Origin of the sequence: Puia dinghuensis, from assembly GCF_014642875.1 — a bacterium.
Classification (GTDB): domain Bacteria; phylum Bacteroidota; class Bacteroidia; order Chitinophagales; family Chitinophagaceae; genus Puia; species Puia dinghuensis.
The window spans coordinates 248,785-272,146 of record NZ_BMJC01000001.1; the positions used below are offsets into that span (position 1 = coordinate 248,785).

The 23,362-nt window shown below is 51.8% G+C and carries 25 protein-coding genes; 15 read left to right on the forward strand and 10 right to left on the reverse strand.

The window, feature by feature from the left end; all coding sequences use genetic code 11:
• Positions 1 to 39 precede the first annotated feature (39 nt).
• Positions 40 to 639, forward strand: coding sequence for a carboxymuconolactone decarboxylase family protein (locus tag IEY39_RS00790; protein WP_188927541.1), 600 nt, complete (start codon positions 40 to 42; stop codon positions 637 to 639).
• Positions 640 to 707: 68 nt separating this feature from the next.
• Here the strand turns inward: IEY39_RS00790 and IEY39_RS00795 are convergent, their stop codons facing one another.
• From IEY39_RS00795 to IEY39_RS00810, 4 genes are all read right to left on the reverse strand, one after another.
• Positions 708 to 1,268, reverse strand: coding sequence for a DUF6934 family protein (locus IEY39_RS00795; RefSeq protein WP_188927543.1), 561 nt, complete (start codon positions 1,266 to 1,268; stop codon positions 708 to 710).
• A 27-nt stretch (positions 1,269 to 1,295) separates the two neighbouring features.
• Positions 1,296 to 2,069 (reverse strand): hypothetical protein, encoded by a 774-nt coding sequence (locus tag IEY39_RS00800; protein WP_188927545.1) that lies wholly within the window; start codon positions 2,067 to 2,069, stop codon positions 1,296 to 1,298.
• Positions 2,070 to 2,111: 42 nt separating this feature from the next.
• Positions 2,112 to 2,672, reverse strand: coding sequence for a DUF4138 domain-containing protein (locus tag IEY39_RS00805; protein ID WP_188927547.1), 561 nt, complete (start codon positions 2,670 to 2,672; stop codon positions 2,112 to 2,114).
• Positions 2,673 to 2,860: 188 nt separating this feature from the next.
• Entirely contained in the window at positions 2,861 to 3,436 is a 576-nt protein-coding gene (locus tag IEY39_RS00810; RefSeq protein WP_188927549.1) for a Crp/Fnr family transcriptional regulator, read from the reverse strand.
• A gap of 190 nt (positions 3,437 to 3,626) precedes the next feature.
• On the opposite strand from IEY39_RS00810, the gene IEY39_RS00815 reads away from it, so the two are divergent.
• The gene (locus tag IEY39_RS00815) at positions 3,627 to 4,934 is read left to right on the forward strand and encodes an NAD(P)/FAD-dependent oxidoreductase (protein WP_188927551.1); all 1,308 of its coding nucleotides are present in this window, start codon (positions 3,627 to 3,629) and stop codon (positions 4,932 to 4,934) included.
• 60 nt (positions 4,935 to 4,994) lie between these two features.
• Complete coding sequence (locus tag IEY39_RS00820; RefSeq protein ID WP_188927552.1) at positions 4,995 to 5,684, forward strand: cell division ATP-binding protein FtsE; 690 nt, start codon at positions 4,995 to 4,997, stop codon at positions 5,682 to 5,684.
• Here the strand turns inward: IEY39_RS00820 and IEY39_RS00825 are convergent.
• Together IEY39_RS00825 and IEY39_RS00830 are read right to left on the reverse strand one after the other, a co-directional pair.
• Entirely contained in the window at positions 5,674 to 6,804 is a 1,131-nt protein-coding gene (locus IEY39_RS00825) for a glycosyltransferase family protein (RefSeq protein ID WP_188927553.1), read from the reverse strand. The genes IEY39_RS00820 and IEY39_RS00825 overlap by 11 nt on opposite strands.
• 3 nt (positions 6,805 to 6,807) lie before the next feature.
• Positions 6,808 to 7,911: a glycosyltransferase gene (locus IEY39_RS00830; RefSeq protein WP_229688713.1), complete on the reverse strand. Its 1,104-nt coding sequence runs from the start codon at positions 7,909 to 7,911 to the stop codon at positions 6,808 to 6,810.
• A gap of 273 nt (positions 7,912 to 8,184) precedes the next feature.
• On the opposite strand from IEY39_RS00830, the gene rpsO reads away from it, so the two are divergent.
• The 6 genes from rpsO (at position 8,185) to IEY39_RS00860 (ending at position 13,829) form a co-directional block, all read left to right on the forward strand.
• Positions 8,185 to 8,457, forward strand: coding sequence for a 30S ribosomal protein S15 (gene rpsO / locus IEY39_RS00835; protein ID WP_188927556.1), 273 nt, complete (start codon positions 8,185 to 8,187; stop codon positions 8,455 to 8,457).
• Between the two features lie 171 nt (positions 8,458 to 8,628).
• Positions 8,629 to 10,803 (forward strand): polyribonucleotide nucleotidyltransferase, encoded by a 2,175-nt coding sequence (gene pnp, locus IEY39_RS00840; RefSeq protein WP_188927558.1) that lies wholly within the window; start codon positions 8,629 to 8,631, stop codon positions 10,801 to 10,803.
• A 34-nt stretch (positions 10,804 to 10,837) separates the two neighbouring features.
• A complete protein-coding gene (prmA, locus tag IEY39_RS00845) occupies positions 10,838 to 11,677 on the forward strand; it encodes a 50S ribosomal protein L11 methyltransferase (protein WP_262892840.1) in 840 nt (279 codons plus the stop codon).
• 90 nt (positions 11,678 to 11,767) lie between these two features.
• Positions 11,768 to 12,433 (forward strand): glycerol-3-phosphate 1-O-acyltransferase PlsY, encoded by a 666-nt coding sequence (gene plsY / locus IEY39_RS00850; RefSeq protein ID WP_188927561.1) that lies wholly within the window; start codon positions 11,768 to 11,770, stop codon positions 12,431 to 12,433.
• Positions 12,434 to 12,555: 122 nt separating this feature from the next.
• Complete coding sequence (locus IEY39_RS00855) at positions 12,556 to 13,056, forward strand: hypothetical protein (RefSeq protein WP_188927563.1); 501 nt, start codon at positions 12,556 to 12,558, stop codon at positions 13,054 to 13,056.
• A gap of 239 nt (positions 13,057 to 13,295) precedes the next feature.
• Positions 13,296 to 13,829 (forward strand): DinB family protein, encoded by a 534-nt coding sequence (locus tag IEY39_RS00860; RefSeq protein WP_188927565.1) that lies wholly within the window; start codon positions 13,296 to 13,298, stop codon positions 13,827 to 13,829.
• Here IEY39_RS00860 and dnaG read toward each other — a convergent pair.
• Positions 13,822 to 15,762 (reverse strand): DNA primase, encoded by a 1,941-nt coding sequence (gene dnaG / locus IEY39_RS00865; RefSeq protein ID WP_188927566.1) that lies wholly within the window; start codon positions 15,760 to 15,762, stop codon positions 13,822 to 13,824. The two genes, IEY39_RS00860 and dnaG, sit on opposite strands and share 8 nt — an antisense overlap.
• A gap of 153 nt (positions 15,763 to 15,915) precedes the next feature.
• On the opposite strand from dnaG, the gene IEY39_RS00870 reads away from it, so the two are divergent.
• On the forward strand, positions 15,916 to 16,629 hold the full coding sequence (locus IEY39_RS00870) for a hypothetical protein (protein WP_188927567.1): 714 nt from the start codon (positions 15,916 to 15,918) through the stop codon (positions 16,627 to 16,629).
• Here IEY39_RS00870 and IEY39_RS00875 read toward each other — a convergent pair.
• From IEY39_RS00875 to IEY39_RS00885, 3 genes are all read right to left on the reverse strand, one after another.
• Complete coding sequence (locus IEY39_RS00875) at positions 16,608 to 16,877, reverse strand: MVB12 family protein (protein ID WP_188927568.1); 270 nt, start codon at positions 16,875 to 16,877, stop codon at positions 16,608 to 16,610. The two genes, IEY39_RS00870 and IEY39_RS00875, sit on opposite strands and share 22 nt — an antisense overlap.
• Positions 16,878 to 17,324: 447 nt before the next feature.
• Entirely contained in the window at positions 17,325 to 17,642 is a 318-nt protein-coding gene (locus tag IEY39_RS00880; RefSeq protein WP_188927569.1) for a carboxypeptidase-like regulatory domain-containing protein, read from the reverse strand.
• A gap of 168 nt (positions 17,643 to 17,810) precedes the next feature.
• Positions 17,811 to 19,244 (reverse strand): ATP-binding cassette domain-containing protein, encoded by a 1,434-nt coding sequence (locus tag IEY39_RS00885; RefSeq protein ID WP_188927573.1) that lies wholly within the window; start codon positions 19,242 to 19,244, stop codon positions 17,811 to 17,813.
• 132 nt (positions 19,245 to 19,376) lie between these two features.
• Here IEY39_RS00885 and IEY39_RS00890 point away from each other — a divergent pair, with 132 nt between their 5' ends.
• The 5 genes from IEY39_RS00890 to IEY39_RS00905 all read left to right on the forward strand — a co-directional run bounded on the left by IEY39_RS00890 (position 19,377) and on the right by IEY39_RS00905 (position 23,362).
• On the forward strand, positions 19,377 to 21,269 hold the full coding sequence (locus IEY39_RS00890; RefSeq protein ID WP_188927575.1) for a DNA topoisomerase IV subunit B: 1,893 nt from the start codon (positions 19,377 to 19,379) through the stop codon (positions 21,267 to 21,269).
• A gap of 106 nt (positions 21,270 to 21,375) precedes the next feature.
• A complete protein-coding gene (locus IEY39_RS00895) occupies positions 21,376 to 21,978 on the forward strand; it encodes a BRO family protein (protein WP_229688714.1) in 603 nt (200 codons plus the stop codon).
• Positions 21,971 to 22,123: a hypothetical protein gene (locus tag IEY39_RS29680; RefSeq protein ID WP_229688715.1), complete on the forward strand. Its 153-nt coding sequence runs from the start codon at positions 21,971 to 21,973 to the stop codon at positions 22,121 to 22,123. The genes IEY39_RS00895 and IEY39_RS29680 overlap by 8 nt, the downstream gene beginning before the upstream one ends.
• Positions 22,124 to 22,127: 4 nt before the next feature.
• Positions 22,128 to 22,982 carry a DUF1835 domain-containing protein gene (locus tag IEY39_RS00900; protein WP_188927576.1) on the forward strand — a complete coding sequence of 285 codons (855 nt, stop codon included), beginning with the start codon at positions 22,128 to 22,130 and terminating at the stop codon, positions 22,980 to 22,982.
• 8 nt (positions 22,983 to 22,990) lie between these two features.
• Entirely contained in the window at positions 22,991 to 23,362 is a 372-nt protein-coding gene (locus IEY39_RS00905) for a DUF4260 domain-containing protein (RefSeq protein ID WP_188927578.1), read from the forward strand.

The following is a 23,362-nucleotide window of genomic DNA, read 5'->3' on the forward strand; positions in this document are numbered from 1 at the left end:
GAATGGACCGGCCTTTGTTTACCACTAAACTAACCCACAATGGCTACGACAACAATACTATCGAATGAGACGTTGCAGAATCTGCTGGCTGATCTGCGGCTTACGGACTATGAGCCTTCTGCGAATGTGTTGGCTCTGGCCGCAGGTGAGTCTCGATTTATCAAGGACCTGAAGATCAACGTAGGCAACGTTTTGAACAATTCACAGCATCTCAATAGGAAGGAGGCGTTGCTGCTGGCCCTGGCTGTTGCCGTAAACGAACGGTTTACCTTGTTGCAGGAGTCATTCGGCGGGCTGGCCCGGGAAGCGGGCGCCAGTGATGCGGAGATTGCCGAGATCGTTGCCTGTACGTCGCTGATGAATACGAACAACATTTTCTATCGTTTTCGTCATTTTGTAAAGAAAGATTTTTATGAAAACCAGCCTGCCGGCATCAAGATGAGCATCATGGCGAACCCTGTATTGGGTAAGGAGTTCTTCGAGCTGGTTAGCCTGGTTATTTCATCCGTCAACGGATGTGAACTTTGTGTCGGGTCACACGAGAGGTCTGTATTGCAGCATGGCAGTACGGAGTCAAGGGTATTCGAGGGAGTGAAATTAGGAGCGATCATCAAGGGCTTAATCACTGTACTGGCGTAGTCGAATATCTTCCTCTGAATACGATGAAGGAAAAGCCCGTGCCGGCCAATGGCACGGGCTTTCTGGCGTCATAGGGCTGCGAAGGGCAGTTTGCCCAGGTTGATCTCTCTGTGCAATTCGACGTATACCAGGTTTCCGAACAACCGGCTGCGCATGTTGACACTTGCCCGAAGGGGGTGGGAGGGTAAGTGGGAGTCCACCCTTCTTTTGAGCAGGAACACGCTATCACCTGCATTCCGGCGAAAAGGAAAGAACCGCTTTCCTCCTTCTTTGTCTATGGAGAACAGGGGGCATAAAAGGTCATGATGCGTACGCAGGATGATGCGGAAGAGTGCGGCTTGCAGGTCTGTACTTCCCTTGAGCCGGATGATGCGGCCCGGGTATTTTTCCGTATACAGCTCGATGATCTGGATCACGGTATCCAATATTTGCCCTGCGTCGTCTTCAGAGACGAGATAGGGATAAAAGATCCTGGAAGACTGGCGTTGCTCGATGCCAAGATCGTAGATGCCCGATCGTAGCAGGGTAAAACGCAGCTGGAAGGTGATGGTGGCCTCCCGGCCGGTTCTGAACTGGAAGATGCTCAGGTCGGGAAGGGCTTGCAGGCAGGTGAATGATCGGTGTAGCATACACAAGATTTAAAGGATAATAAATGTTTATGCCCTGGATTCGGAGGCAGGATGGGTTTCTTCATCCAGCACGGAATGGGAAGCCGGTTCGGCGTCTGTCTCTTCAGGATCGTGGACTTCTTCCCCCGGAGCCAGGGTCTTTTCCGCGGCCCTCGTTGCCGTCGGATAGAAATTGATCGTCTCCATTGCCGGGTTTGCCTCGATAAAATGTCTTCCGAAGTATTCCGGTCCGTCGATGGTCACCGGGTGCATATTGCCACGCTGAAGCGAGCGGATGAGGGTGGCGCGTAAGGTGTCAAAACCCATTTCGCGGATGTTGTGTTTCTCCAAGGCTTTCTCAAGGTCGAAACGGCGCCCCCTGAAGTATTTGAAATAATAATTACCGCCTTGGGTCTTCAGTGTAAAATCGAGTTGCAGCCAGGAGGTATACTGTATGCCCGATTTGCTGGTGAGGGTCTTGAAAACGGCCCTGCCCTGGAGAAGATTGAAAGCTTCTTTAAAGGTGATGCCCTGTCCTTTATTTATGAAAAAGGTTTGTGCCCTTTCCTTGTCCGGCGTGTCTGCGTACCGCAGCAGGGCATAGTATTTATTGAAATAGTAGAAGCCTGACGTGGCAGACCTGGAAAAATAGAGCTTGGCTTCCAGTTTGGTGTCGCCGTTATAAAAAGCCTCGGTAAAGAGCTCGAAGGAAGGCTGCTCGCGCTTTACCTGATCTGTCAGGTGTTCGTTTAGAATTGATTTTTCTCCAAAACCCAGGTATTTGAGACTGTCCTGGAGAAAATCGAGATTGGTTGGCGCCATACAATTTTGATTTAAATGTGAATGAAATGGTTTTGTACCCTTTTAGATTCGCCGGGCCCTTTCCAGGACGTTGTTGGTGGCCTGTATACGCAAGTGACGGCCGCCATTCCTTTCCCATACGACGATCTGTAATTGCCGGCCGGGCAGCAGGGTAAATCGCCGCAGGGCATAGATGGTCGTTGCCCGCCGGAAACCTGGGACTGTAGCCGTGCTGTCATAGATATAGACAGGCTGCAGGGCCTTTGAACCCGGATGGAGACCTTTCGCGCCGGCGGCTGCCGTAATAGCAAAGCGGATGCTGTCCACATCATAATCCAGCGAAGACCGGTTGTTCAGCCGCAACAGGAAGAAAAGAGTAGCGCCATGCGTATAGACCCCGAGTACCCGGAATCGCATTTTCCCATTACGGTCGTGGAGGAAAAAAATGCATGGAGTGGCTTTCATGATCTTCTCGCAACATCGCTTCAAGGTGGGGTCTTTGTCGCGGATGTCGGGAGCTCTTGGACTTTTGTACTCAACAGATGATCGGATGTTTTGTGCAACCGAATAGGTTGGCTGACTGAGCAGGAGATATCCTGTCAGCAGGATGAATAACTTTGTCATTTCTTGATTTTTTTTGAGTTGTTTGGAAAGAAAGAACTACACTCCAAACTTACAAATTGGGAGGGGAAAAGGGACAAAATGGGAGCGTAATAGATTGGACATCAGCGTGTAATAGTTCTTACAGGCTGGTGTAAAAAAGTCGACAGTGCAGTGTAAGAAATCCGACACTACACTGTTACATCCTGACGTTATTTTTTCTCTGACCTATTTTTTAGGATCTCATAGAGCTTATCTCTCGAAATACCCAGCAGGTGCGCCTGGGCAACTTTCGTCGCCTTTGCAATGTATGGATATTTGTAAATGAGCCATTCATAGAACTGTTCCTTGGGCCATTTTCCTTTGGTATCCATTTCCCGGCCCCGGCCATTGTATATTTCGTTTAGTTTTAGCCGGATCGCAGCGAATTCACGGTGGTTTTCGGTTAGTTCATCCTGGTCCTGTTTGGTAATGGCCCAGAGGAGACTTTTCGTGTGCGTTATTATCGTTTGGGTGGAGGGGATCTGGTTGTTGAAGCTATCGACGGAGGTGACAAAATCTCCTTCGGACAAAAGCCATGCACAATATTTCTCACCTGTTTCAGGTTTGAAATCATAGCAGATCAACATTCCTTTTTCGATTAGATACATATCGCGGCAGATATCGCCCTTCAGCAGGAGCGTACTATTTTTTGGCGCCTCGATATTCCTGATGCGGGTTTTCAGATCGCTGATGAATTCATCGGATAGTTTGTGATACTTGCGCAGCTGAGATAGAGGGTATTCCATATGTTCCATATGTAACGGACTTGTATAACTGTAATCCTGCAAATTAAAGGCGAATGACTGACGCTAATATGCATCGATGCAAGCGGGGCGATGTGGGATTTTTACGACACGGGATGGTAATATTGCGAATTGGGGGCATATCTGTAACTTTGCACGCGGATCGGCGATAGACCAATAAAACTTCATCAATATGGCATTAGCGAACAGCAAGAGGCAGAGGGTCGTTATCGTGGGGGCCGGTTTTGCGGGCTTGCGTATAGCAAGAAGCCTCAATAATTCGGATTATGATGTATTTCTTATCGATCGCTACAATTACCACCAGTTTCAACCGCTGATGTACCAGGTGGCGACCGCACGGCTCGAACCTTCCAGCATCTCCTTCCCGCTGCGCAAGGTGTTTCAGCATAGTCACAATGTAACGATACGGATCGCCGACGTGGAGCACGTGGACACCGACAGTAAGATACTGACGACGACCATCGGTGATCTTGTCTATGACCGGCTGGTGCTTTGTATCGGCTGCACCACCAATTATTTCGGGAACGAACACATCAAGGCCAATTCTTTCCCGATGAAGTCGGTGCCCAATGCGATGGCGTTGCGCAACCGGATACTGCAGACCTTTGAGGACACGATCGAGGCCGGCCCGGACGAGTTGCAGTCGTTGTTGAATTTTGTGATCGTCGGCGGAGGCCCCACGGGTGTCGAGCTGGCGGGGGCCATGGCTGAGATGAAGAAGAATATCCTGCCGAAGGACTATCCCGAAGTGGATTTTTCCCGGCTGATGATCTACCTGCTGGAGGGTTCGCCCAATACCCTCAATGCCATGAGCGATGTTTCCAAGGTAAGGTCGCACAAATACCTGGAGAAGCTGGGTGTCATCGTCCGCACCAATACGGTGGTGGAGGATTATGACGGCACCACCGTCCGGCTGAAGGGCGGGGAGACGCTTGTCGCGAGAAACCTGATCTGGGCCGCAGGGGTCACGGGGAATGTTCTCGACGGGATCCCCGCTACGGTGATGGTCAGGGGCAACCGGCTCAAGACAAACCGGTTTGGGCAGGTGGAGGGGCTGGATGGCGTCTATGCTATCGGCGACATCGCCTATATGCCTACCCCCAAGTATCCTAACGGTCATCCGCAGTTAGCCAATGTGGCGATCGCCCAGGCCGCCCATATAGCCAAAAACTTCCTGCGCGAGGCAAAGGGCAAGGCCCCGAGTGAATTCGAGTATCACAACAAAGGCACGATGGCCACGGTTGGTAAGCGAAGGGCCGTCGTCGATCTGCCCGGTATCTCTTATCAGGGTACGCTGGCCTGGCTCACCTGGATGTTCGTACACCTGATGTTGTTGCTCAATGTCAAGAACCGGCTTATCGTCTTCGTCAATTGGATGATGGCTTATCTCACCAATGATTCCACCCTCCGGCTGATGCTGAAGGCCGACAGAGGTGACGGGACGGTTGAAAAGATAGGGCACCCCGTGGTAAAAGGATAGTGGATTTTTTCCTTACTTTTGTTTGCACGCGGACCAAAAGCCCGTGCACAATCTTTTGCTATGGCCGAAATCATCGTGGAATTAAAGCATGCTAACATCTACCAAGGCCCCAATCTCATACTCCAGGACGTCAATCTTTCCGTCGACAAAGGCCAGTTTTGTTATCTTGTCGGGAAGACGGGTACGGGTAAATCCAGCCTGTTAAAAACGCTGTATGGTGATCTGCCCTTACGTGAGGGCGAGGGTCAGGTGACGGGCTTTAATCTGCGGGAGATGGATTGGAAGAAGGTTCCCTATCTGCGCCGGATGCTTGGGGTCGTCTTCCAGGATTTTCAACTGCTGACCGACCGGAATGTCAACGATAACCTCAAATTCGTGCTGAAGGCCACCGGCTGGAAGGATACGCGACTGATGGACGAGAAGGTGGCCGATGTGCTGGACAAGGTGGGTCTGAAGGCAAAAGGCTTCAAGATGCCGTTCGAGATGAGTGGTGGCGAGCAGCAACGCGTGGACATCGCCCGGGCGCTGCTCAATTCCCCCAAGCTGATCCTGGCCGATGAGCCTACGGGCAACCTGGACCCGGAGACTTCCGATGAGATTATGCAGCTGCTGTTTCAGATATCCCGCGACTATGGGACAACGATTATGATGGCCACCCACGATTACAGGGTGATCAACAAATTCCCCGCCCGGATGGTGCGGACGGAGAGGGGGCAGATGATAGATAATGCAAGCCTTACTATTGAGTAAGGGCGAGGGCGTGTAAGAGTTTTTCCCCGGTTTCCTGCAGATCGTATATTCCTTCCAGTACTTTTTTTCTGTTTTCGATCTCCTGCCAGAGAAAGGGCTGCGCATACAGCCTGGTGATGAGGCAGCGGACATCGTCGGCGCCGGAGGCCACGTGACACACGCCTTCCAGGCCTGTGCAATCTACCGCAGCCTTATTGACGATGCAGTGTCTGCCGTTGAACAGGGCATTGAGCAGTTTGAGCTTTACCCCCGTGCAATTAAAGGAGGGCAGGATATTGACCTGTGCCTTGGAGATGAGGTCTTGTAATTCCGCTTCGGAAGGATTCGGGAGCAGACAGGTGTGCGGGTATTGTTCTACGAGACGCTCCAGCCGGGCGGAAGGGTTCTTGCCCGTGATGATGAAGGGCATTTCCAGGTAGCTGAATACTTTTTTCAGGAGCCACACTGCCACCTGTTCGTTCTCGGCGACAGAGAGGTTGCCGTGATAGAGGCAGAAACAGCCGGTGCCTTCTTTGCTTTGCACCTGTTGAAAGGGAAGGAAGACGGGCAGGGTTTCGATGTCGGTGGCCCCGAATTCCCGGCGATAGCTTTCGCTGTCCTTTTCCGAGACGGCGAGTATCTTTACCTTGCCGGCGATGCGGTGTTCGTATTGCCGGAGCAGGTTGCTCTCGTGCAGGTAGTAGATCTTCTTCAGGAGGGATTTTTCCGATTGATAGAGTTGCCGGTAATACTGGTATTCCACATTATGCAGGCGCAGGATGATCTTGCGGTTGTCGAAGCGTTCGTCGTTGAGCAGGTAGGTGCAGTGGATGCCTTCCAGCAGGATGGGGTAGTCATCGCGGAGCAGTCTGTCCAGCAATTTTCCGTTCGACCTCGAGCAAACGATGTATGGTAGCCGGTGGGAGAAACCCTTATGGCCTTCATGCCGCGCATAGTAATTCACTTCGACACAATAATCGTTGAGAACGGGCTGGGGTCCGCGGCCGTATTCGAAGCAGTGCAGGTGGATCTTTACGCCGGCCTGAGAGAGGAACCGGATCTTGTGAAACAGGTCGAAAACACCGCCGTAATCCACGGGGTAGGGCACATCGAGACATACAATATGTAAATGATTCTCCACTTTCTAGTTGAAAAGATGTTGATAAAGGCGGATCAGCGTTTGTTCTTCTTCCTGCCAATTGTAGCGAAGGCGCACCTGTCTGCAGTTGTCTACTAACGTCTGGTACAGCCTGGTATTATCCAAAAGCCTGTTTAACCCTTCAGCTATCTCCCGGATGCCCGGTTCGTCAATAAGAACAGCGATGGGGCAGGAATTGTTTATTTCCTGGTAAGCCGGGTAGTTGACGGTGACCTGGGGGATGCCGGCATGGATATAATCGAAGAAGCGATTGGCCAGGGAATAGTAGTTGCTGATGCCGCGGCGGTCGAACAGGGTGATGCCGGCAAAGGCCGCCCGGGTAATGGTTTTGAGTTCTTCGGGGCGGACCCGGCCCCGGAAGAGGATCTTTTCTTCCAGGCCGTATTGCCGGACGAGGGCATGGGCGCGGGTCATAAAATTTCCATCGCCGCAAATGACCAGCGGGGCGTTGACGGACTGCATGGCGGGGATGAGGGTTTCGAAACAACGGCCCTCATTTATTGCACCCTGGTAGAGGATGAAACGACCGGCCGGCAGTCCTGTCGCAGGTGGGGTGGGGGCGAGGTCCAGTGGGGGAACGTTGCGGATGACGGCGTACTGTACGCCATACATATTGCAGAGTTGGGCCGCGATGAGGCTGTTGACGGTGTAGCCGTTGGGGAACCGGGGCACACAGTAGCGTTCGATCGTTTTCCACAATTTATAAACAAGGGGCCGGGAGACGACCTCCTGCAATTCACAGAAGAGTTCGTGTGCATCGTAGAGGCGGGGGATGCGCCGAAGGCGGGAAAGGAAGTAACAGGGGAGGATGGTATCGAGGTCGATGGCGCAGATGCCATCCATTTTTTGTCTCAATAAAAAGAAGAAGAGCCGGAGATTGTATTCTATGTAGAACCTTTTGCCGTGGTTGAACCAGGTTTTGAGCCGGTGTTGGTGAAAGGGTTGTTCCGACAGGGGAGGGGAGTGGCGTCCGGCGAACCCTACGAGGGTGACTGCGTAACCGGCGCGGGCCAGGGAAGCGCAGATGCGGATCATGCGCTGATCGAAGACCAGGTCGTTGGTAACGGTGAAAAAAAGCCTTTTTGTCATAAGCCGGTGGGGGGATTGCCGGCTTTGGGCTGGGGGTGATGCTTCATAAACGGGCCAATATTAACTAATTAAGGGAATATAAACCAGATTTTCACTCTATTTTTGAGCTTAATTTTTAGGTTGTTAGAAATTTACCTTAATTTTGCCGCCTAATTATAATCGAATGCCAAGCGGACCAAACGGGTCTGCAGCCGATGGCCCATCAGAAGCCGTGTACCGGGGGTGGGTTGGTTTTCGGGAGGAAATGCCTGGTGCACAATAAACTATTTATAGATGCCTTATTTGACAAAAGAGAAAAAAGCGAGTTTCTTCACAGAGTTTGGTGGAAAGTCCACCAACACCGGTTCTATCGAGGGCCAGATTGCATTGCTGACAGAGCGGATCAATCGTATCTCCGAACATCTGCAAGCCAATAAAAAAGATTTCTCCACTCACCGTGGTCTTATGCAATTGGTGGGCAAAAGAAAACGCCTGCTCACCTATATGAGCAAGACCAACCTCCAGGGGTACCGTCAGTTGATTGAAAAACTCGGACTCAGAAAATAACTCTTTATGTATATACAAACCATTCCCAACTGACCAGACGGTTGGGAATCGTTTTTTTGTACCTGAAGAAGTATGTCGCATTTTTACACAGATTTGATTTTTTAACACTGAATTACGGTCCTTCCGTTCCCGCCTCAATTGGGCTGTTAATTCGCCAAAGACGATAAGCACATGCTTTCACAACCTATTAGTGTAACATTTGATATTGGTGGAGGCCGGATGGTTTCTATCGAGACAGGTAAATTAGCGCGCCAGGCGGATGGCGCCGTTACTGTACGCCAGGGCAATTGCATCATCCTGGCTACTGTTGTGGCTAACAAAGAGCCAAAAGAAGGACAGGACTTTTTCCCGTTGTCCGTCGATTACCAGGAGAAATTTGCTTCTGCCGGCCGGATCCCCGGTTCCTTTTTTAAACGGGAAGCGCGGCTCAACGATTACGAGATACTCACCAGCCGGTTGATCGACCGTGCGCTGCGCCCTTTGTTTCCCGAAGATTATTTCTGTGACGTACAGGTGTTGCTGAGCCTGGTATCCAGCGATGGGGAAGTGATGCCTGATTCCCTGGCCTGTCTCGCTGCCTCGGCGGCATTGGCTGTCTCTGATATCCCCATTAAAGAGATCATCAGTGAAGTACGCATTGGTCGTGTTGATGGGCAATTTGTCGTCAACCCCAGCCGGAGCGAGTTGGAAAAGGCAGACATGGAATTCATGATCGCCGCCACCGACAAGAACCTGATGATGGTGGAAGGTGAGGCCAAGGAGTGCAGCGAAGAAGACCTGGTAAAAGCGTTGGAACTGGCGCATGACGCCATCCGCATTCATATCAAGGCACAGGAAGAGCTGCGGACAAAAGCAGGGGTTACGGGCAAACGGGAATATACCAAGCCGGTGACCAATGAAGAGCTGCAGCAGAAGGTGATCGCTTTTGCCAAAGACCGGATCTACCAGATAAGCCGTGCGGGCAGCAGCAAACATGAGCGCAGCGATGCCTATGACAAGCTGAAGGAAGAGCTGATCGCTTCGCTGGGTGAGGAAGTCGCCGATGAGGACAAGAAGCTTGCTAAAAAATATTATGCCGACCTGCAATGGGAAGTGGTACGGAATATGATCCTCGATGACCGTATCCGGCTCGATGGCCGCGTGCTCGACCAGGTTCGCCCGCTGTCGATGGAAGTAGACCCGCTGCCGACGCCGCATGGTTCTTCCCTCTTTACCCGTGGCGAAACGCAATCTCTCACCACCGTCACGCTGGGTACGCCCCTTGACGAATTATTGATCGAGAGCGCTGCCAAATCCTTTGATTCAAAATTCTTCCTTCATTACAATTTCCCGCCATTCAGTACGGGTGAAGTAAAGATGATGCGTGGCCAAAGTCGCCGGGAAGTAGGACATGGCAACCTGGCGATGAGAAGTCTGAAGCAGATGATGCCGGGGGCGGATTATCCATACACCGTACGGGTGGTGAGCGATATCCTCGAATCCAACGGGTCTTCTTCCATGGCTACGGTTTGTGCCGGCAGCCTGGCGCTGATGGATGCCGGGGTTCCTTTCCCCAAGCACGTGAGCGGGGTGGCTATGGGTTTGATCACCCGGCCTGCCGATGGGAAATATGCTATCCTTACCGATATTTTAGGTGATGAAGATCATCTCGGGGATATGGACTTCAAGGTGACGGGTACCCGGGAAGGCATCTGCGGGGTACAAATGGATATCAAGGTGGATGGACTTAGCATGAACACGATGCGGGAGGCCCTGGAGCAGGCCCGGAAGGGAAGGCTGCATATCCTTGACGCAATGTATGCCACTATTGAAGCTTCCCGTCCTGATGTGAAGCCGCATGCACCGCGGATGGTCAAGATCTTTATCGACAAGGAATTCATCGGCGCCGTCATCGGGCCGCAAGGGAAGATCATCCAGGAAATCCAGCGCGAGACCGGCACTACCATCAACCTGGAAGAGGTTGGCAACTTTGGAGAGGTCAGCATTTTCAGCCCCGCCAAGGAAGGGCTGGACAAGGCTGTATCCTGGATCAAGAGCATCGTGGCGCAACCGGAAGTCGGTTCGGTGTACGAGGCCAAGGTCAAGTCGGTGATGCCGTATGGCGCGTTTGTCGAGTTCCTGCCCGGAAAGCAAGGTCTGCTGCACATCAGCGAGATCTCGCACAAGCGGCTGGAGACGATGGATGGCGTGTTGAAAGAAGGCGATATGGTGAAGGTGAAGCTGATCGGTCTCGACCAGAAGACAGGGAAGTTCAAGCTGAGCCGTAAGGTGCTGATGCCGAAGCCTGAAGGGGCTGGTGCAGGAAAAGCACATTCCGGTGGTGGCCGCTCTGCCGAGCAGGAGTAAATTCAATTGTAAACTAAATAATAGTCTGCGGCAGGTGTCGCAGACTTTTTTTATGATAGAGATCAGTATTGCGACGGCTGAATGGCAGGAAGTGCTTATCGCCCTGTTGGGGGAATTGGGATATGAGGGGTTCGAGCAGCAGGAGGAATGGCTGCGGGCCTATGTGACGGAGGAACATTTTGACCGGCCGGCGCTAGAAGCCGTGTTGAATAGCTTTGGACTCACCTATGAAGAGCAACGGCTGGAAGAGCGCAACTGGAATGAGGAATGGGAAAAGAATTTCCAGCCGGTGGTGGTCGATTCTTTCTGTGCGATAAGGGCGCATTTCCATGCACCGATAGCAGCTGTGGAGCACGAACTGGTGATCACGCCCAAGATGAGCTTTGGCACGGGGCATCATGCCACGACTTTTATGATGATAAAGGCGATGCGTGATCTGGACCTGCGGGGCAAACGGGTACTCGATTTCGGGACGGGTACGGGAGTGCTGGCGATATTGGCCGAACGGCTTGGCGCTGTGGAGGTCGTGGCTATCGACAATGATGACTGGTCGATTGCCAACGCTCAGGAAAATATCGAGATGAATGGATGTAAAGCGGTGAAAGTGTTGAAGTTAGATCAGGTGGGTGACGTCCCGGGAGGGCCTTTTGACGTCATCCTGGCCAATATCAACAAGCATGTAATTCTTACACAGTTGCCGGCGTTGGGGCAACAATTGGGGGAGGGGGGCGTTATACTTATGAGCGGCCTCCTTGAAGACGACTTTAAAGACGTTGAAAATGAGGCTCTTGGTAATAATTTACTGATATTCTTATGGATGACGAAAGGGGCATGGATATGTGTGAAAGGGAGGAAAATGACGGCGCAAGGTTAAAAAAATATGAAATTAAGTAACTGAGCGTGAATGGAGCGCAGCCGTTTTTTCAGTATATTTGTTATCCAACTTTAACACAACTATTCGAGAATGAAGGAGGTTTTACTCATTCTGTCGGCGTATCTGATAGGTTCGATTCCAACTGCTATCTGGGTTAGCCGGTCGTTTTTCGGAATAGACATCCGTGATTATGGCAGTGGCAATGCTGGTGCCACTAATACTTTCCGGGTGTTGGGGTCCCGGTGGGGGTGTTTTGTGATGGCGGTGGATGTGCTTAAGGGTGTTGTTGCCACGAGTCTTTACATTCTTGTTCCCTATTATTTGCATGATGAGAATGACCGGACCAATTTCATGGTCGGCCTTGGCCTTGCTGCCGTCGTTGGTCATATTTTCCCTATCTGGGCGGAGTTTCGCGGTGGCAAGGGTGTGGCTACCCTTTTCGGGATGATCATCGCCATTCAGCCGTTGGCGGCGGTTTGTTGTGTCGCGGTCTTTTTGCTGGTGCTGTATCTTACGCGGTTTGTTTCGCTGAGCAGCATCCTGGCGTCCGTAGCTTTTGCCGTATTCATATTGTATATCTTCGATGAGAAGGAGACCCTTTACCGGGGATTTGCCATCGCTGTAGCCCTTCTTGTTGTCCTTACCCACCAGAAGAATATCACCCGCCTGCTCAGGGGGAGTGAGAACAAGATCCCTATCCTAAAATACCGGGACCGGCGGCGTCACCGGCGGAATGTCGACAGGGATAAAGAATAAGCAGCTGGAAGAAGGGATAATTCACTACATTTGCATCCCGCATGGATAATGCGGTCTGTCTATGAGGAGCCGCTGGGAGCGGTCAGCACTATATATAACAGAAAACAAAAACAGCTCCAGAAATGTCTCAAACTTTACTGGAAAAACTTCAGTTAACCGATGAGAGAAACCTGTTGATACAGGGCCTTCCTTCCTCCATCGAAAAACAATTCGTTAAGTTAGCCTTTGCCAAAAATCTTACTCCCTTGCTGAAGAGCAAGAAGATAGATTTTGCCCTCATTTTTGCGATCAACGAGCAGCAATTGAAGGCGATCGTGCAGGAGGTATTACCTGCCTTGCAGGCGGATGGGAAGTTCTGGGTGGCCTATCCCAAGCCGGGCTCGAAGATCGCTACTACGTTGACCCGGGAATGCAGCTGGGGCTGTATCAGGGGCGCCGGGTATGAGATTGTCCGGGATGTGGCGTTAGACCATGTCTGGACAGCTGTCCGGTTTAAAAAGGCTGTTCCGCCGGTGAGTTTCCGCGCTCCTTTGCGGGAACCCGTGCTGGAAGAAGCCAGTACCGAACGGAGTGGTACTGCAAGGAAAACTGCGAGCCGCAGCCGCAAGGTAGCCAACGCGTAAGCTTCTAATTTCCAACCGATTGACCGCCGCCATTGCGCAGTGGTCATGATAGCCTGCATTGCTACGGCAGGGAGCCCGCCTCAGCGGGGCGAGCGCTCGTGGTTTTTGGGTATATTTCCCGCTGAAAGTCACTACCAACAAGGGGTTCGCGTATCTTTAGCGCTGGATAACGATATGCTTTTACCTTCACCCCTTTCCCCATGGCAGTTTTTAGCAGACATGGTCTGATAACAGAGTTATTGGACAGGACTGAGCTGCTAAAGGCCAGTACACACCCTTTTCTGCGCCTTACGGACGAGCAATTGCTTTCCCGGCCTGGTCCGGGCAAATGGAGCATCGCCGAGATCTATGGACATCTCAACCTTTGCATGGACCAGCATATCCGGCGTATTCTTTCGCGTATTACACTGGCCCCTGACCGGCCCTTGGATGTCTATCGCAGCAGCTGGCTGGGGGACTGGTTCTATTGGCGGATAAAGCCCCGGCCGGATGGCAGTGTTTTTAAGTTGAAGGCGCTGCAGGCGAACTGCCCCGATGCGGAGTCGTTGGATGGCCGGGAGGAATTGGTTGCGTTTCAGCGGCATTGTGATGCGCTTGATGATATTTTGCGGCATGTCTGGACCAAGGACCTGCGAAGGATCAGGATACCTTTTGCCTTGAATGGGATGGTGCAGTTGCAGCTCGGCGACATGCTTCGTTTCGTGGTGGCGCATGGGGAGCGGCATTTGCTGCAGGCGCAGCGGGTTTGGGCTTCGAACCTGCCGGTTATTTGACGATGACAGTGCCGAGATCGTGCAGCAGCGTTCTTTCCAATTCTTTTAAATGTTTGTGGGTCTGCAGCAGCATGGAGAGTTCTTCTTCGGTGTGGGGTTTGCCAAGGTCGGTCTGGTTCTCTTCCATGAGGCGTTTGATCTTTCTGAGTTTGAGGTAGAGCATGGTGGACTGGACGTCTTCCTTATATAGATCGTCCGGGGTGACGATCTTTCCCTCGTAATGATCTTTCCAGTTGGGGCTTAGTTCATAGTGAAACTCCATGACCGAAACGGCCAGGGTGCTGAGTTCCTGGTCTTCGTAGTACAGGAAGCTTTTGGCAGTGGGTTCGAAGCCTTGCTGGTACCAGTCTTTGAAGAGATCGAGGATCTTCAGGAGACGTTTGTTGTCGATGAGGTCGATGAGATCGATCGATTCGGCGAGAATATAGTCTGCGACCAGGGTCTGCTCGTCCCAGGAGCGAAGGCCATAGTCCAACAGCGCACGGATCATGCCTCTTTCATTCTGTTCGTGGCGGAACAGCAGGTTGAGGGATTCTTCGTCATTGGGCATCGGTGCTGCCGCCGCATCGGCGGCCTCAGCAGAGGCGGTGTTTGCGGCCGCCTTGCTCTCCTGTTTGGCAATCCTTTCCCGGATGTATTTATTAACCAGGGTATGCAGCCCTGTTTCTTCGATGTGGAGGAGTTCAGCGGATTGCCGGATATAATCCTGTTGCCGTGTGAAGTCCTCTGCCTTGTTGATGCGGGCGATGGTCTCGGCCACCTGGTTGACGACGGCCGCTTTTTTGTTGGTGTCGTTTGCGGCGTCTTTCAGTGCGACTTCGAGCTGAAAGAGGATGACATCCTTTTTATTGGCAGCGACAAAATCGCGGAACGCTGCAGCGCCAATGCGGCGAACGTAACTGTCGGGGTCTTCTTTGTCGGGGATGAGGACGAGTTTTACGTCGAGGCCTTCTTCGAGGGCCAGGTCGAGGCCGCGCAGGGCGGCTTTTATGCCGGCGTTGTCGCCATCGTAGATGATGGTGAGGTGATGCGTGTATTTACGTACCAGTCTCAACTGGTCAATCGTAAGACTCGTGCCGCCGCTTGCTACGACATTTTCTATTCCCGCCTGGTGCAGGGATATCACATCCGTGTAGCCTTCTACCAGCAGACATTCATCCGCCTTATCTATTGCCTGTCTTGCCTGGTAGGAACCGTAGAGGATCTTGCTTTTGACATAGATCTCGTTCTCGGGGGTGTTGATGTATTTAGGTGCGCGGTCGTTGCTGCGGATGATGCGGGCTCCGAATCCGATGACCTTTCCTGTCTGGTTATGGACGGGGAAGATGATGCGGCCGCGATAGTTGTCGATGAGTTTTTCATCGCGCAGTACCACCAGCCCGCTTTTCTGCAGGTATTCGGGGTTGTATTGCGCCGCCAGAGCCGCGCGGGCGAAGGTGTCGCGCTGGTCGGGGCAATAGCCTAATTGGAACTTGCGCATGATCTCCTCGTTGAAGCCCCGTTCTTTCAGATAGCTGAGGCCTATGTCCTGGCCTTCTTCGGTGTTGAACAGGGCATCGGAAAAGAATTTTTGGGCAAAGCCATTGAGGATATAGAGGCTGTCAGCCAGTTGTTGCTGCTGCCGTTGTTCAGGGCTGAGTTCTTTTTCTTCTACTTCCACATTGTAGCGGGCCGCGAGCCATCGCAATGCTTCCGTATAGGAGTATTTCTCGTGCTCCATCAGGAAGGAGATGGTGTTGCCGCTGCGGCCGCAGCCGAAGCATTTGTATATCTCTTTGGCAGGGGAGACGGTGAATGAGGGCGTCTTTTCGTTGTGGAAGGGGCAGAGGCCAAGATAGTTGGTTCCGCGCTTTTTCAGCTTTACAAAGCTACCTACGATCTCAATAATGTCGATTCGGCTGAGTATCTGCTGTATGGTCTGTTGGGAGATCATCCTTCGGTCGAGCTGCCGGAAGTGGCTGCCGGTTGGTAAAAATACCGTAATTTATGTACAAAAGAGAGGGTTTTTACCTATAATAAAATCTTCATATCTTCAGTTTTAAACTGGATGTAATCCAGTTAAATTCATTCAATAAACGTACATCCTTTGAAAACGGGGGTCTATTCCGAACTCTTTGCTGTGGTCTCCAGTCTGGCGATCGTCCTCTGCTTTGTTCCTATCCTCTTCCTTGGCTTTAGGAAAATGCGCCAGGTGAATGCGTACTGGGTAATTGGTATCTACTGGTTTTTTAACGGGCTCATCAATCTGCCGACGATGGGGTTTGTCCATTCGGCGGGTGGCCGTGGCTTTCTGCAGCGGGCGGATTATTGTTTTACGGTTGCGGAAACACCCCTTGTGTTGCTGGCTTTTGCTTTTGCCAACCACGGGCGGCTGAGAAAACAGCTACTCCTGGTGATGGGGGCTTTTTTCGTTGGGGAACTGGCGCTTCTTCTGATTCGCGGGTATAATATCACCACTTGTTCGGTGATCACCGGGGTCGGGTTATTCCTTGTGCTGGGTTATTGTATTGCGGGATTGTGGCTATACCTGAAGAAAATGGAGCACGACCGCTTTGAGCAGTCGATGGTCTTTGTTTATGCCGCCTTATTGTTTGGGTATGGCAGTTGTCTTATCATCTACATTTTTTCCCATTTTCATCGGGCGGAAGGAAGCTATAATGAAACAGACAGCTTTCTGCTGTATTACATCAGCCTTCTGCTGTCTGCTTCGGTGACTTCTACCGGATTGGGGAGCTATGGGCTCCGGAAAAAGAGGGTCAGGCGGTCTGTGGTCCGGGATTATTCTTCGTCTTCTTCGTAGTTATAAGTGTCCTGGCTGTCGTTATAGATGGACTCCCAGGTCTTCACTTTGTCATCCCCCAGTAATTCAAGGATGTCGAAGATGGGATCTGTTTTTTTCTTCCACACGGCCAGGGTCGAATCGGCGTATTTAGAAACATACATGCAATGATCTGTTTCCATGTTGACTTTGATCAGCCCTACAGGTCCTTCCTCTTTTTCCTGTATCAGGTAGTAACATCCTTTTTCCAACAACGCATACGAATACATACATCACCTTTTTTTAAATAAGACAATACACAATTAAAGATTGAAAAATAGAACTTATGGGGTAGTAAGTGGGTCCGATCTTGTCGGATGGCAGAGGCTGAGGCTGGATTAGTAATTCCGCAGCAACTACCCAAAGGTACGAATTTTGGCCTTCCCGGCGGCCATCTTTCCTGCCCCCGGCGGGCGTTCATAAAAAGTTAACCCTATTTGATTGATTATCAACAAAAAGGGCCACGGGCCCTTTGGCCGAAGGCCCGTCATTAGCTGTTTTTGGACCGGGGTGTACTTTTGGCCCGGACAGCCCGGTCCAAAAACAAAAGCCATCCCGTATACCGGAATGGCTTCCCCGGTTGTGACATTGCTAAGCAACCGGGCTCTTTCATGACCACTTATCCTACAGCGTCTTTAAAGGGCCGCAGGCCCAAAATATACCGGACGGTGTCCGGTTCATTTTTCGAGTTTTATCTCGCCCACATCGGAGGTTTGGCCATCGTTGACCATGATGCCGTCCTTTGCAATGTTGCGGTAGGGCGGTTTTGCTTCGATGATGATCTTATAGGCGCCGGGTTTTACATCGGGGATCTCGTATGTACCATTGACGATGGGTGCTTTAATGGTATCTGTGACAGATTCGGCCCAGGCGCGGACGCCGCCTTCTGCGGGGGTTACCGTTCCTTTTATGCTGCCGACTCTGGAATGGGTGAAAGCGAGGAGACCGGCGATGATGAGGGTGGTGGCCACCAGTCTGAGTATTGTAATTTCCATAACGTAGATCTTTTGGGTGAAGAATTATGTTCTACGTTGTAGGGACGGGTCCTGCTGGTTATTTTACAAGGACTGTGCCATAAACAAAAGTTAAAATCATGAAAGCACTTTTGGTGGGGAAAATATTCTACAACCCACTGTGGCAGCGCGATGTGACGGAATCTTCGGTTATACGTTGACGATAGCTCCTTTGTCCAGTTGCAGGAAATGGTCGATGCATGCGGGCAGCTCCTGGCGGTAGTGACTGACATAGATGAGCGTGGTGCCAAAGGTCTTGCACAGGATGGTGATGAGGTTGCGGAAGCGGGCCGTTTGTTCGTCATCGAGGCCCTGGCAGGGTTCGTCGAGGATGAGCATCGGGGGATTCTTGATCAACGCGCGGGCGAGCAGGACCATCCGTTGCTGACCGGTGGAGAGCTGTACGAGGCGGCGGGTCTGGAGGTCTTGCAGCGAGAGCAGCTGCATCCACAGCCGGACGAGGGCTTCCTGTTGTTCGTTGATCTGGCGGAACAGGCCGATGGTGTCGAAGAGGCCGGAGGCGACCACCTCGAAGCCGCTGACGGCGGTGTCGAAGTAGAGGTGCAGTTCGGGCGAGACGAAGCCGATGCGTTTTTTGATGTCCCAGATGGACTCGCCGGAGCCGCGGCGGCGGTCGAAGAGCCAGATATCGTTGGCGTAGGCTTGGGGATTATCGGCGGTGATGAGGCTGAGCAGGGTGGACTTACCGGCGCCGTTGGGGCCGGAGACGTTCCAGCATTCGCCTTTGAGCACTTCCCAATTAATGTTTTGGAGGATGATGGCATCCCCGTAACGGATGTTGGTGTTGATCATCTTTACGGCGGCGGTGAAAGACGGACCGGCATTGTCAAGGGCTTCCTGCCTAAGCTGGGCGAGGATGCCGGGATCAAGTTGGACGCCGTCCTCCTTTTCGGTTGGATGGAAAGCAGATCTGGCGCCCATAAATACCCATTTGCCCTGGTTGAGCCGGGCGATGTTTGTGATGGAATCGGGGATTTCATGAGGGCTCGTGATCAGCAGGAGCTGGATATTCTTAGCAGCGATGTGATTGATAATGGTGTGCAAGGTGGCGCGGCCTTCCGCATCGAGTCCGAGGAAGGGGTTATCGAGGATGAGCAGTTCGGGACTTTGGAGCATCGCGATGGCCAACTGAGTGCGCTTGTTCTCCCCGTTGGAGAGCTGGATGAGGGGTCTTGTCAGCAGAGGACGAACATGGAGCGAGTCGAGCCACAGGCCATCGGCGCCATCCCACCCGGCGTCGGCGAGCTCCTGTGCTACGGTGATGGTCTGATCAGCGTCGGAGGCATTGAAGCGTTGCTGGTAGTATAATTGTGTCGTTCCGGGGCGGTTTTTGAACCTGTGCTGTTGTTCGACCATGGCGATGCGCCGGGTGGCGGCTGTGATGGTTCCGGTGTAAAAGTGTGTGCCCAGCAGGGTGTGCGCCAATACGGTCTTGCCGCTGCCTGAGGGGCCGGTGATGGCCCATTGTTCACCGCGGCGGATGGTCCAGTCGAGCTGATCGAGGAGGCGGGTGTTGCCGATCTGTACGGAGACCCCTTTGAGGGTCAGGAAGGTAGAAGCCATGGTGCGAATGTAAGACAGCGTGGGCGAAAATGGGATATTTCGAATTTTCCACAGATGAGGAAATCGAAATAAATGGAAGAAGCGATCGTTTGATTATATTGCGCCCTTGCGGGCAGACCCGTTGATCGTATTATGGCAGAAAAAAATAATTTGTTCGAGTACAACGATGACAGCGTCAGAACCTTAGACTGGAAGGAACACATTCGCCTCCGGCCGGGGATGTATATTGGAAAACTGGGCGATGGCAGCAGCCCCGACGACGGCATCTATGTGCTGTTGAAGGAGGTGATCGACAACTGCATCGACGAGTATACCATGGGCTATGGGAAGCAGGTGGACGTTTCCATCGAGCAGAAGAGCGTAACTGTCCGCGACTATGGCCGGGGTATTCCCCTGGGCAAGGTAGTAGATGTGGTGAGCAAGATCAATACAGGCGCCAAATATGACAGCAAGGCCTTTCAGAAATCAGTGGGGCTTAATGGGGTCGGTACCAAAGCCGTGAATGCCCTGAGCAAATATTTCCGGGTAAGCGCTTTCAGGGATGGTAAGGAAAAGTCGGCGGAGTTTACGCGGGGAGAGCTCACGAAGGAGCATAAGGAGGCGAAGACGACCGAACCGAATGGTACGCTGGTCACCTTCACGCCGGACGAGACCGTCTTCAAGAACTTTCATTTTCTTAACGAGTACGTCGACAACCAGTTTTGGAACTATTGCTATCTGAACGCCGGGCTGGTGATCAATTTCAACGGTAAGAAATATGTCTCCAAGAACGGGCTGCTCGACCTGTTGCAGCGGCGCACCAATGAGGATGAGCTGCGCTATCCCATTATTCATTTGAAGGGAGATGATATCGAGGTGGCCATTACGCATAATAATGACTATGGGGAGGAGATATTCAGCTTTGTCAATGGTCAGTATACCACACAGGGTGGGACGCATCAGCAGGCTTTCAGGGAGGCATTTGTAAAGGTGATCAGGGATTTTTATAAGAAGGATTATGATGCTGCCGATATCCGGCAGAGTATTGCGGCGGCTGTCTCGGTGCGGGTGGTCGAACCGGTGTTCGAGTCACAAACAAAGACCAAATTAGGCAGCCTGTATATGGTCGAAGGTGGGGCGACGATGAAGAATTTTGTGGGCGATTTCCTGGCCAAGGAGCTGGATAATTACCTGCATAAGAACCCCACGACGGCCGATTCGCTGAAGAAGCGCATCGAGCAGAGCGAGCGTGAGCGGAAGGAGCTGGCGGGTATAAAAAAATTAGCCAACGAAAGGGCGAAGAAGGCCAACCTGCACAATAAGAAGTTGCGCGACTGCCGGTTTCATTATAACGAAGAAGCAACGGGGAAAGACAAGGAAGCCATTCTCGAGAAGCAGAAGGAGAGCACCATTTTTATCACCGAGGGGGACTCCGCGAGTGGTAGTATCACCAAGGCCCGGGATGTGGAAAGGCAGGCGGTCTTCAGTCTGCGGGGCAAGCCGCTCAACTGTTTTGGCCTGACCAAGAAGGTGGTGTATGAAAACGAAGAATTCAATTTGTTGCAACATGCGTTGAATGTGGAAGAGGGCATCGAGGGGTTGCGGTATAATAATATTGTTATTGCCACCGATGCGGATGTCGACGGGATGCATATTCGTTTGTTGCTGATGACGTTCTTCCTGCAGTTCTTTCCCGACCTGGTGAAGAACGGGCATGTGTATATTTTGGAGACGCCGTTGTTCAGGGTGCGGGATAAGAAGGAGACGCACTATTGTTATGATGAGGCGGAGAAGCAGGAGGCAGTGAAGAAGCTGGGGGGAAAACCGGAGATCACGCGGTTCAAAGGGTTGGGTGAGATATCACCGGATGAGTTTGCGCGGTTCATCGGGGCTGATATGCGCAAGCAGCCGGTGATGGTGATGCAGGATACGCATATTCAGCAGATATTGGAGTACTATATGGGGAAAAATACGCCGGAGCGTCAGGATTTCATTATCAAGAATTTGAAGGTGGAACTCGATCTTGTCGAGGAAGAAAAAGCATAAAAGACTATTTTTTTTAGCATTTTTATATAAAAGAGTTTTAATGTTGTAGTCTAAAACCTTTTATATGAAATGCGAAGCATTCACGAACGCCATTTAAAAGACGTATATGAATGTGAGTAACCGTGAATTGATTCGTGAGTTGTTTGAAAAGTTTGAGCATGCCTGTTATGTGGTTGAAGGAGTGGAGTGTTGGAGTGCCAGGGAGCTTCAGGTGATATTTGATTATGCTGAGTGGAGGAATTTTGTGAAGGTGATAGAGAAGGCGAAGGAAGCGTGCAAACACAGTGGGGTAGCGGTTTTGGATCATTTTGTTGAATCCAACAAAATGATCGGATTGGCTAAAGGTGCGCAACGGGAAGTCGATGATTATGCATTGACCAGATATGCCTGTTATCTTATCGCGCAGAACGGGGATGGAGCGAAACCGGAGATTGCTTTTGCGCAAACGTATTTCGCTGTTCAGACCCGGAAACAGGAGATCATCGAGCAGCGGCTGCTGGATGTCGCCCGGGTGGCTGCGAGGGAAAAGCTTTCAAAGGCTGAGAAAAAATTGTCTGGAATTATCTTCGAGCGGGGTGTTGACGAAAGGTCTTTTGCTATTATCCGTTCGAAAGGAGGCAAAGGGATTTGGTACGGAATTGACGAGTCACAACGTGGTAGAAAAAGATTTGAGAGGGGAAAAGCCGATCACCAAAGAGCACGTGGATAATAATAAGGCGGTGAGAAAGATGCTGGAGGAACGGGGGGTGAAGCCTGAAGAATTACCACCGTCCGAGGATGTAACCAAGGTAAAGCGGCGGTTGGCCGGGGATGGGAAAAAGGTGCTAAAGGATACAAAGAAAAAGAACAAGTAGGGATATGATCCATATCGTTTTTCAGCATAATGATGTAGAGGTATTACGAAAAGCCTTTGAGCTGGAGCCTTCCTTTCAGGGAGAGGTAGTCGAAATACAGGATGAGTTTGCCGTGGGGCCGATAGCAGGCATCTATTCGGCGGAGGGCATCGAGGCGAGGAAGCAGTGGTGGCGGGAGGTGCTGGCCGGCGGTGATTATGACGGCCTGGTGGACAATGGCAACACGGGGGACGACAATTCGACCGTGGAGTCGTTGAAACAGCGGCTGGCTGAGGATGCGAAGGAGGTGGTGTGGATCTGGGCTGCGCAGAATAAGCATGATGTCAGCGGGTATTACTGGCTGATGTCGCAGTTGAAGGAGTTTCAAGGCAGAGTATTTATCCTGTATCTGAATAATCTTCCCTTTATCAATGAAAAGGGGCAGATCTTTTACCCGGAGAATCTGTTTACTATTCCGCCGAAGGAGTTTCTCAAGGCGCGGAAGCTGGCGCGGCCGATCACGCTGAGCGAGTTTGAGATCGATCCGGATGAGTGGAACCGGCTTTGCCAGGAGGATAGGGGTGTGCGGATACTGGAAGGTGGTAAGAAGCTGTCCCAATATGATTATAGCTATTATGATGAGGAGTTGCGGAAGTTTATTACGGGGGATTGGATAAAGGCCAGTAAGCTGATCGGCCAATTTCTTGGGAAGGCCAGGCAGACGACGGGCGATGCTTATGTGCTTTGGCGGATCAAGCAATTGGTAGCGGCGGGCGAGCTGGATGTGCAGGGGGAGCTGAAGGGGATGCGGGATTTTGAGGTGCGGGGGAAGGCGGCGGCAGCAGCGGCGGCGGTGACGGTGGAAGAGCAGGCAGGTTAGCATTAGATATGAACCAATTGATAAAATGGGAAGAGGCGGGGTTGTTGCTGCTCAGCATCTTTTTGTGGGCGCAGCTGCATTATGCCTGGTACTGGTGGCTGGTCTGGATACTGGCGCCCGACCTGTCTATGTTGGCTTATCTTGGAGGCAACCGGATAGGGGCCATCGGATATAATTTCGTTCATCATAGGGGGGTAGCCGTGGTGGTTTACTTGTTGGGGTGGTATATGGGGGAACGGTGGGTGGAGGCTGCAGGGATGATCCTGTTGGGACATAGCTGCATGGACCGGGCGATGGGATATGGGTTGAAATATTTCAGCGGATTCCAGGATACCCATCTGGGCAGGATAGGGAAGGACAGAAATAAAATGACAAACTAA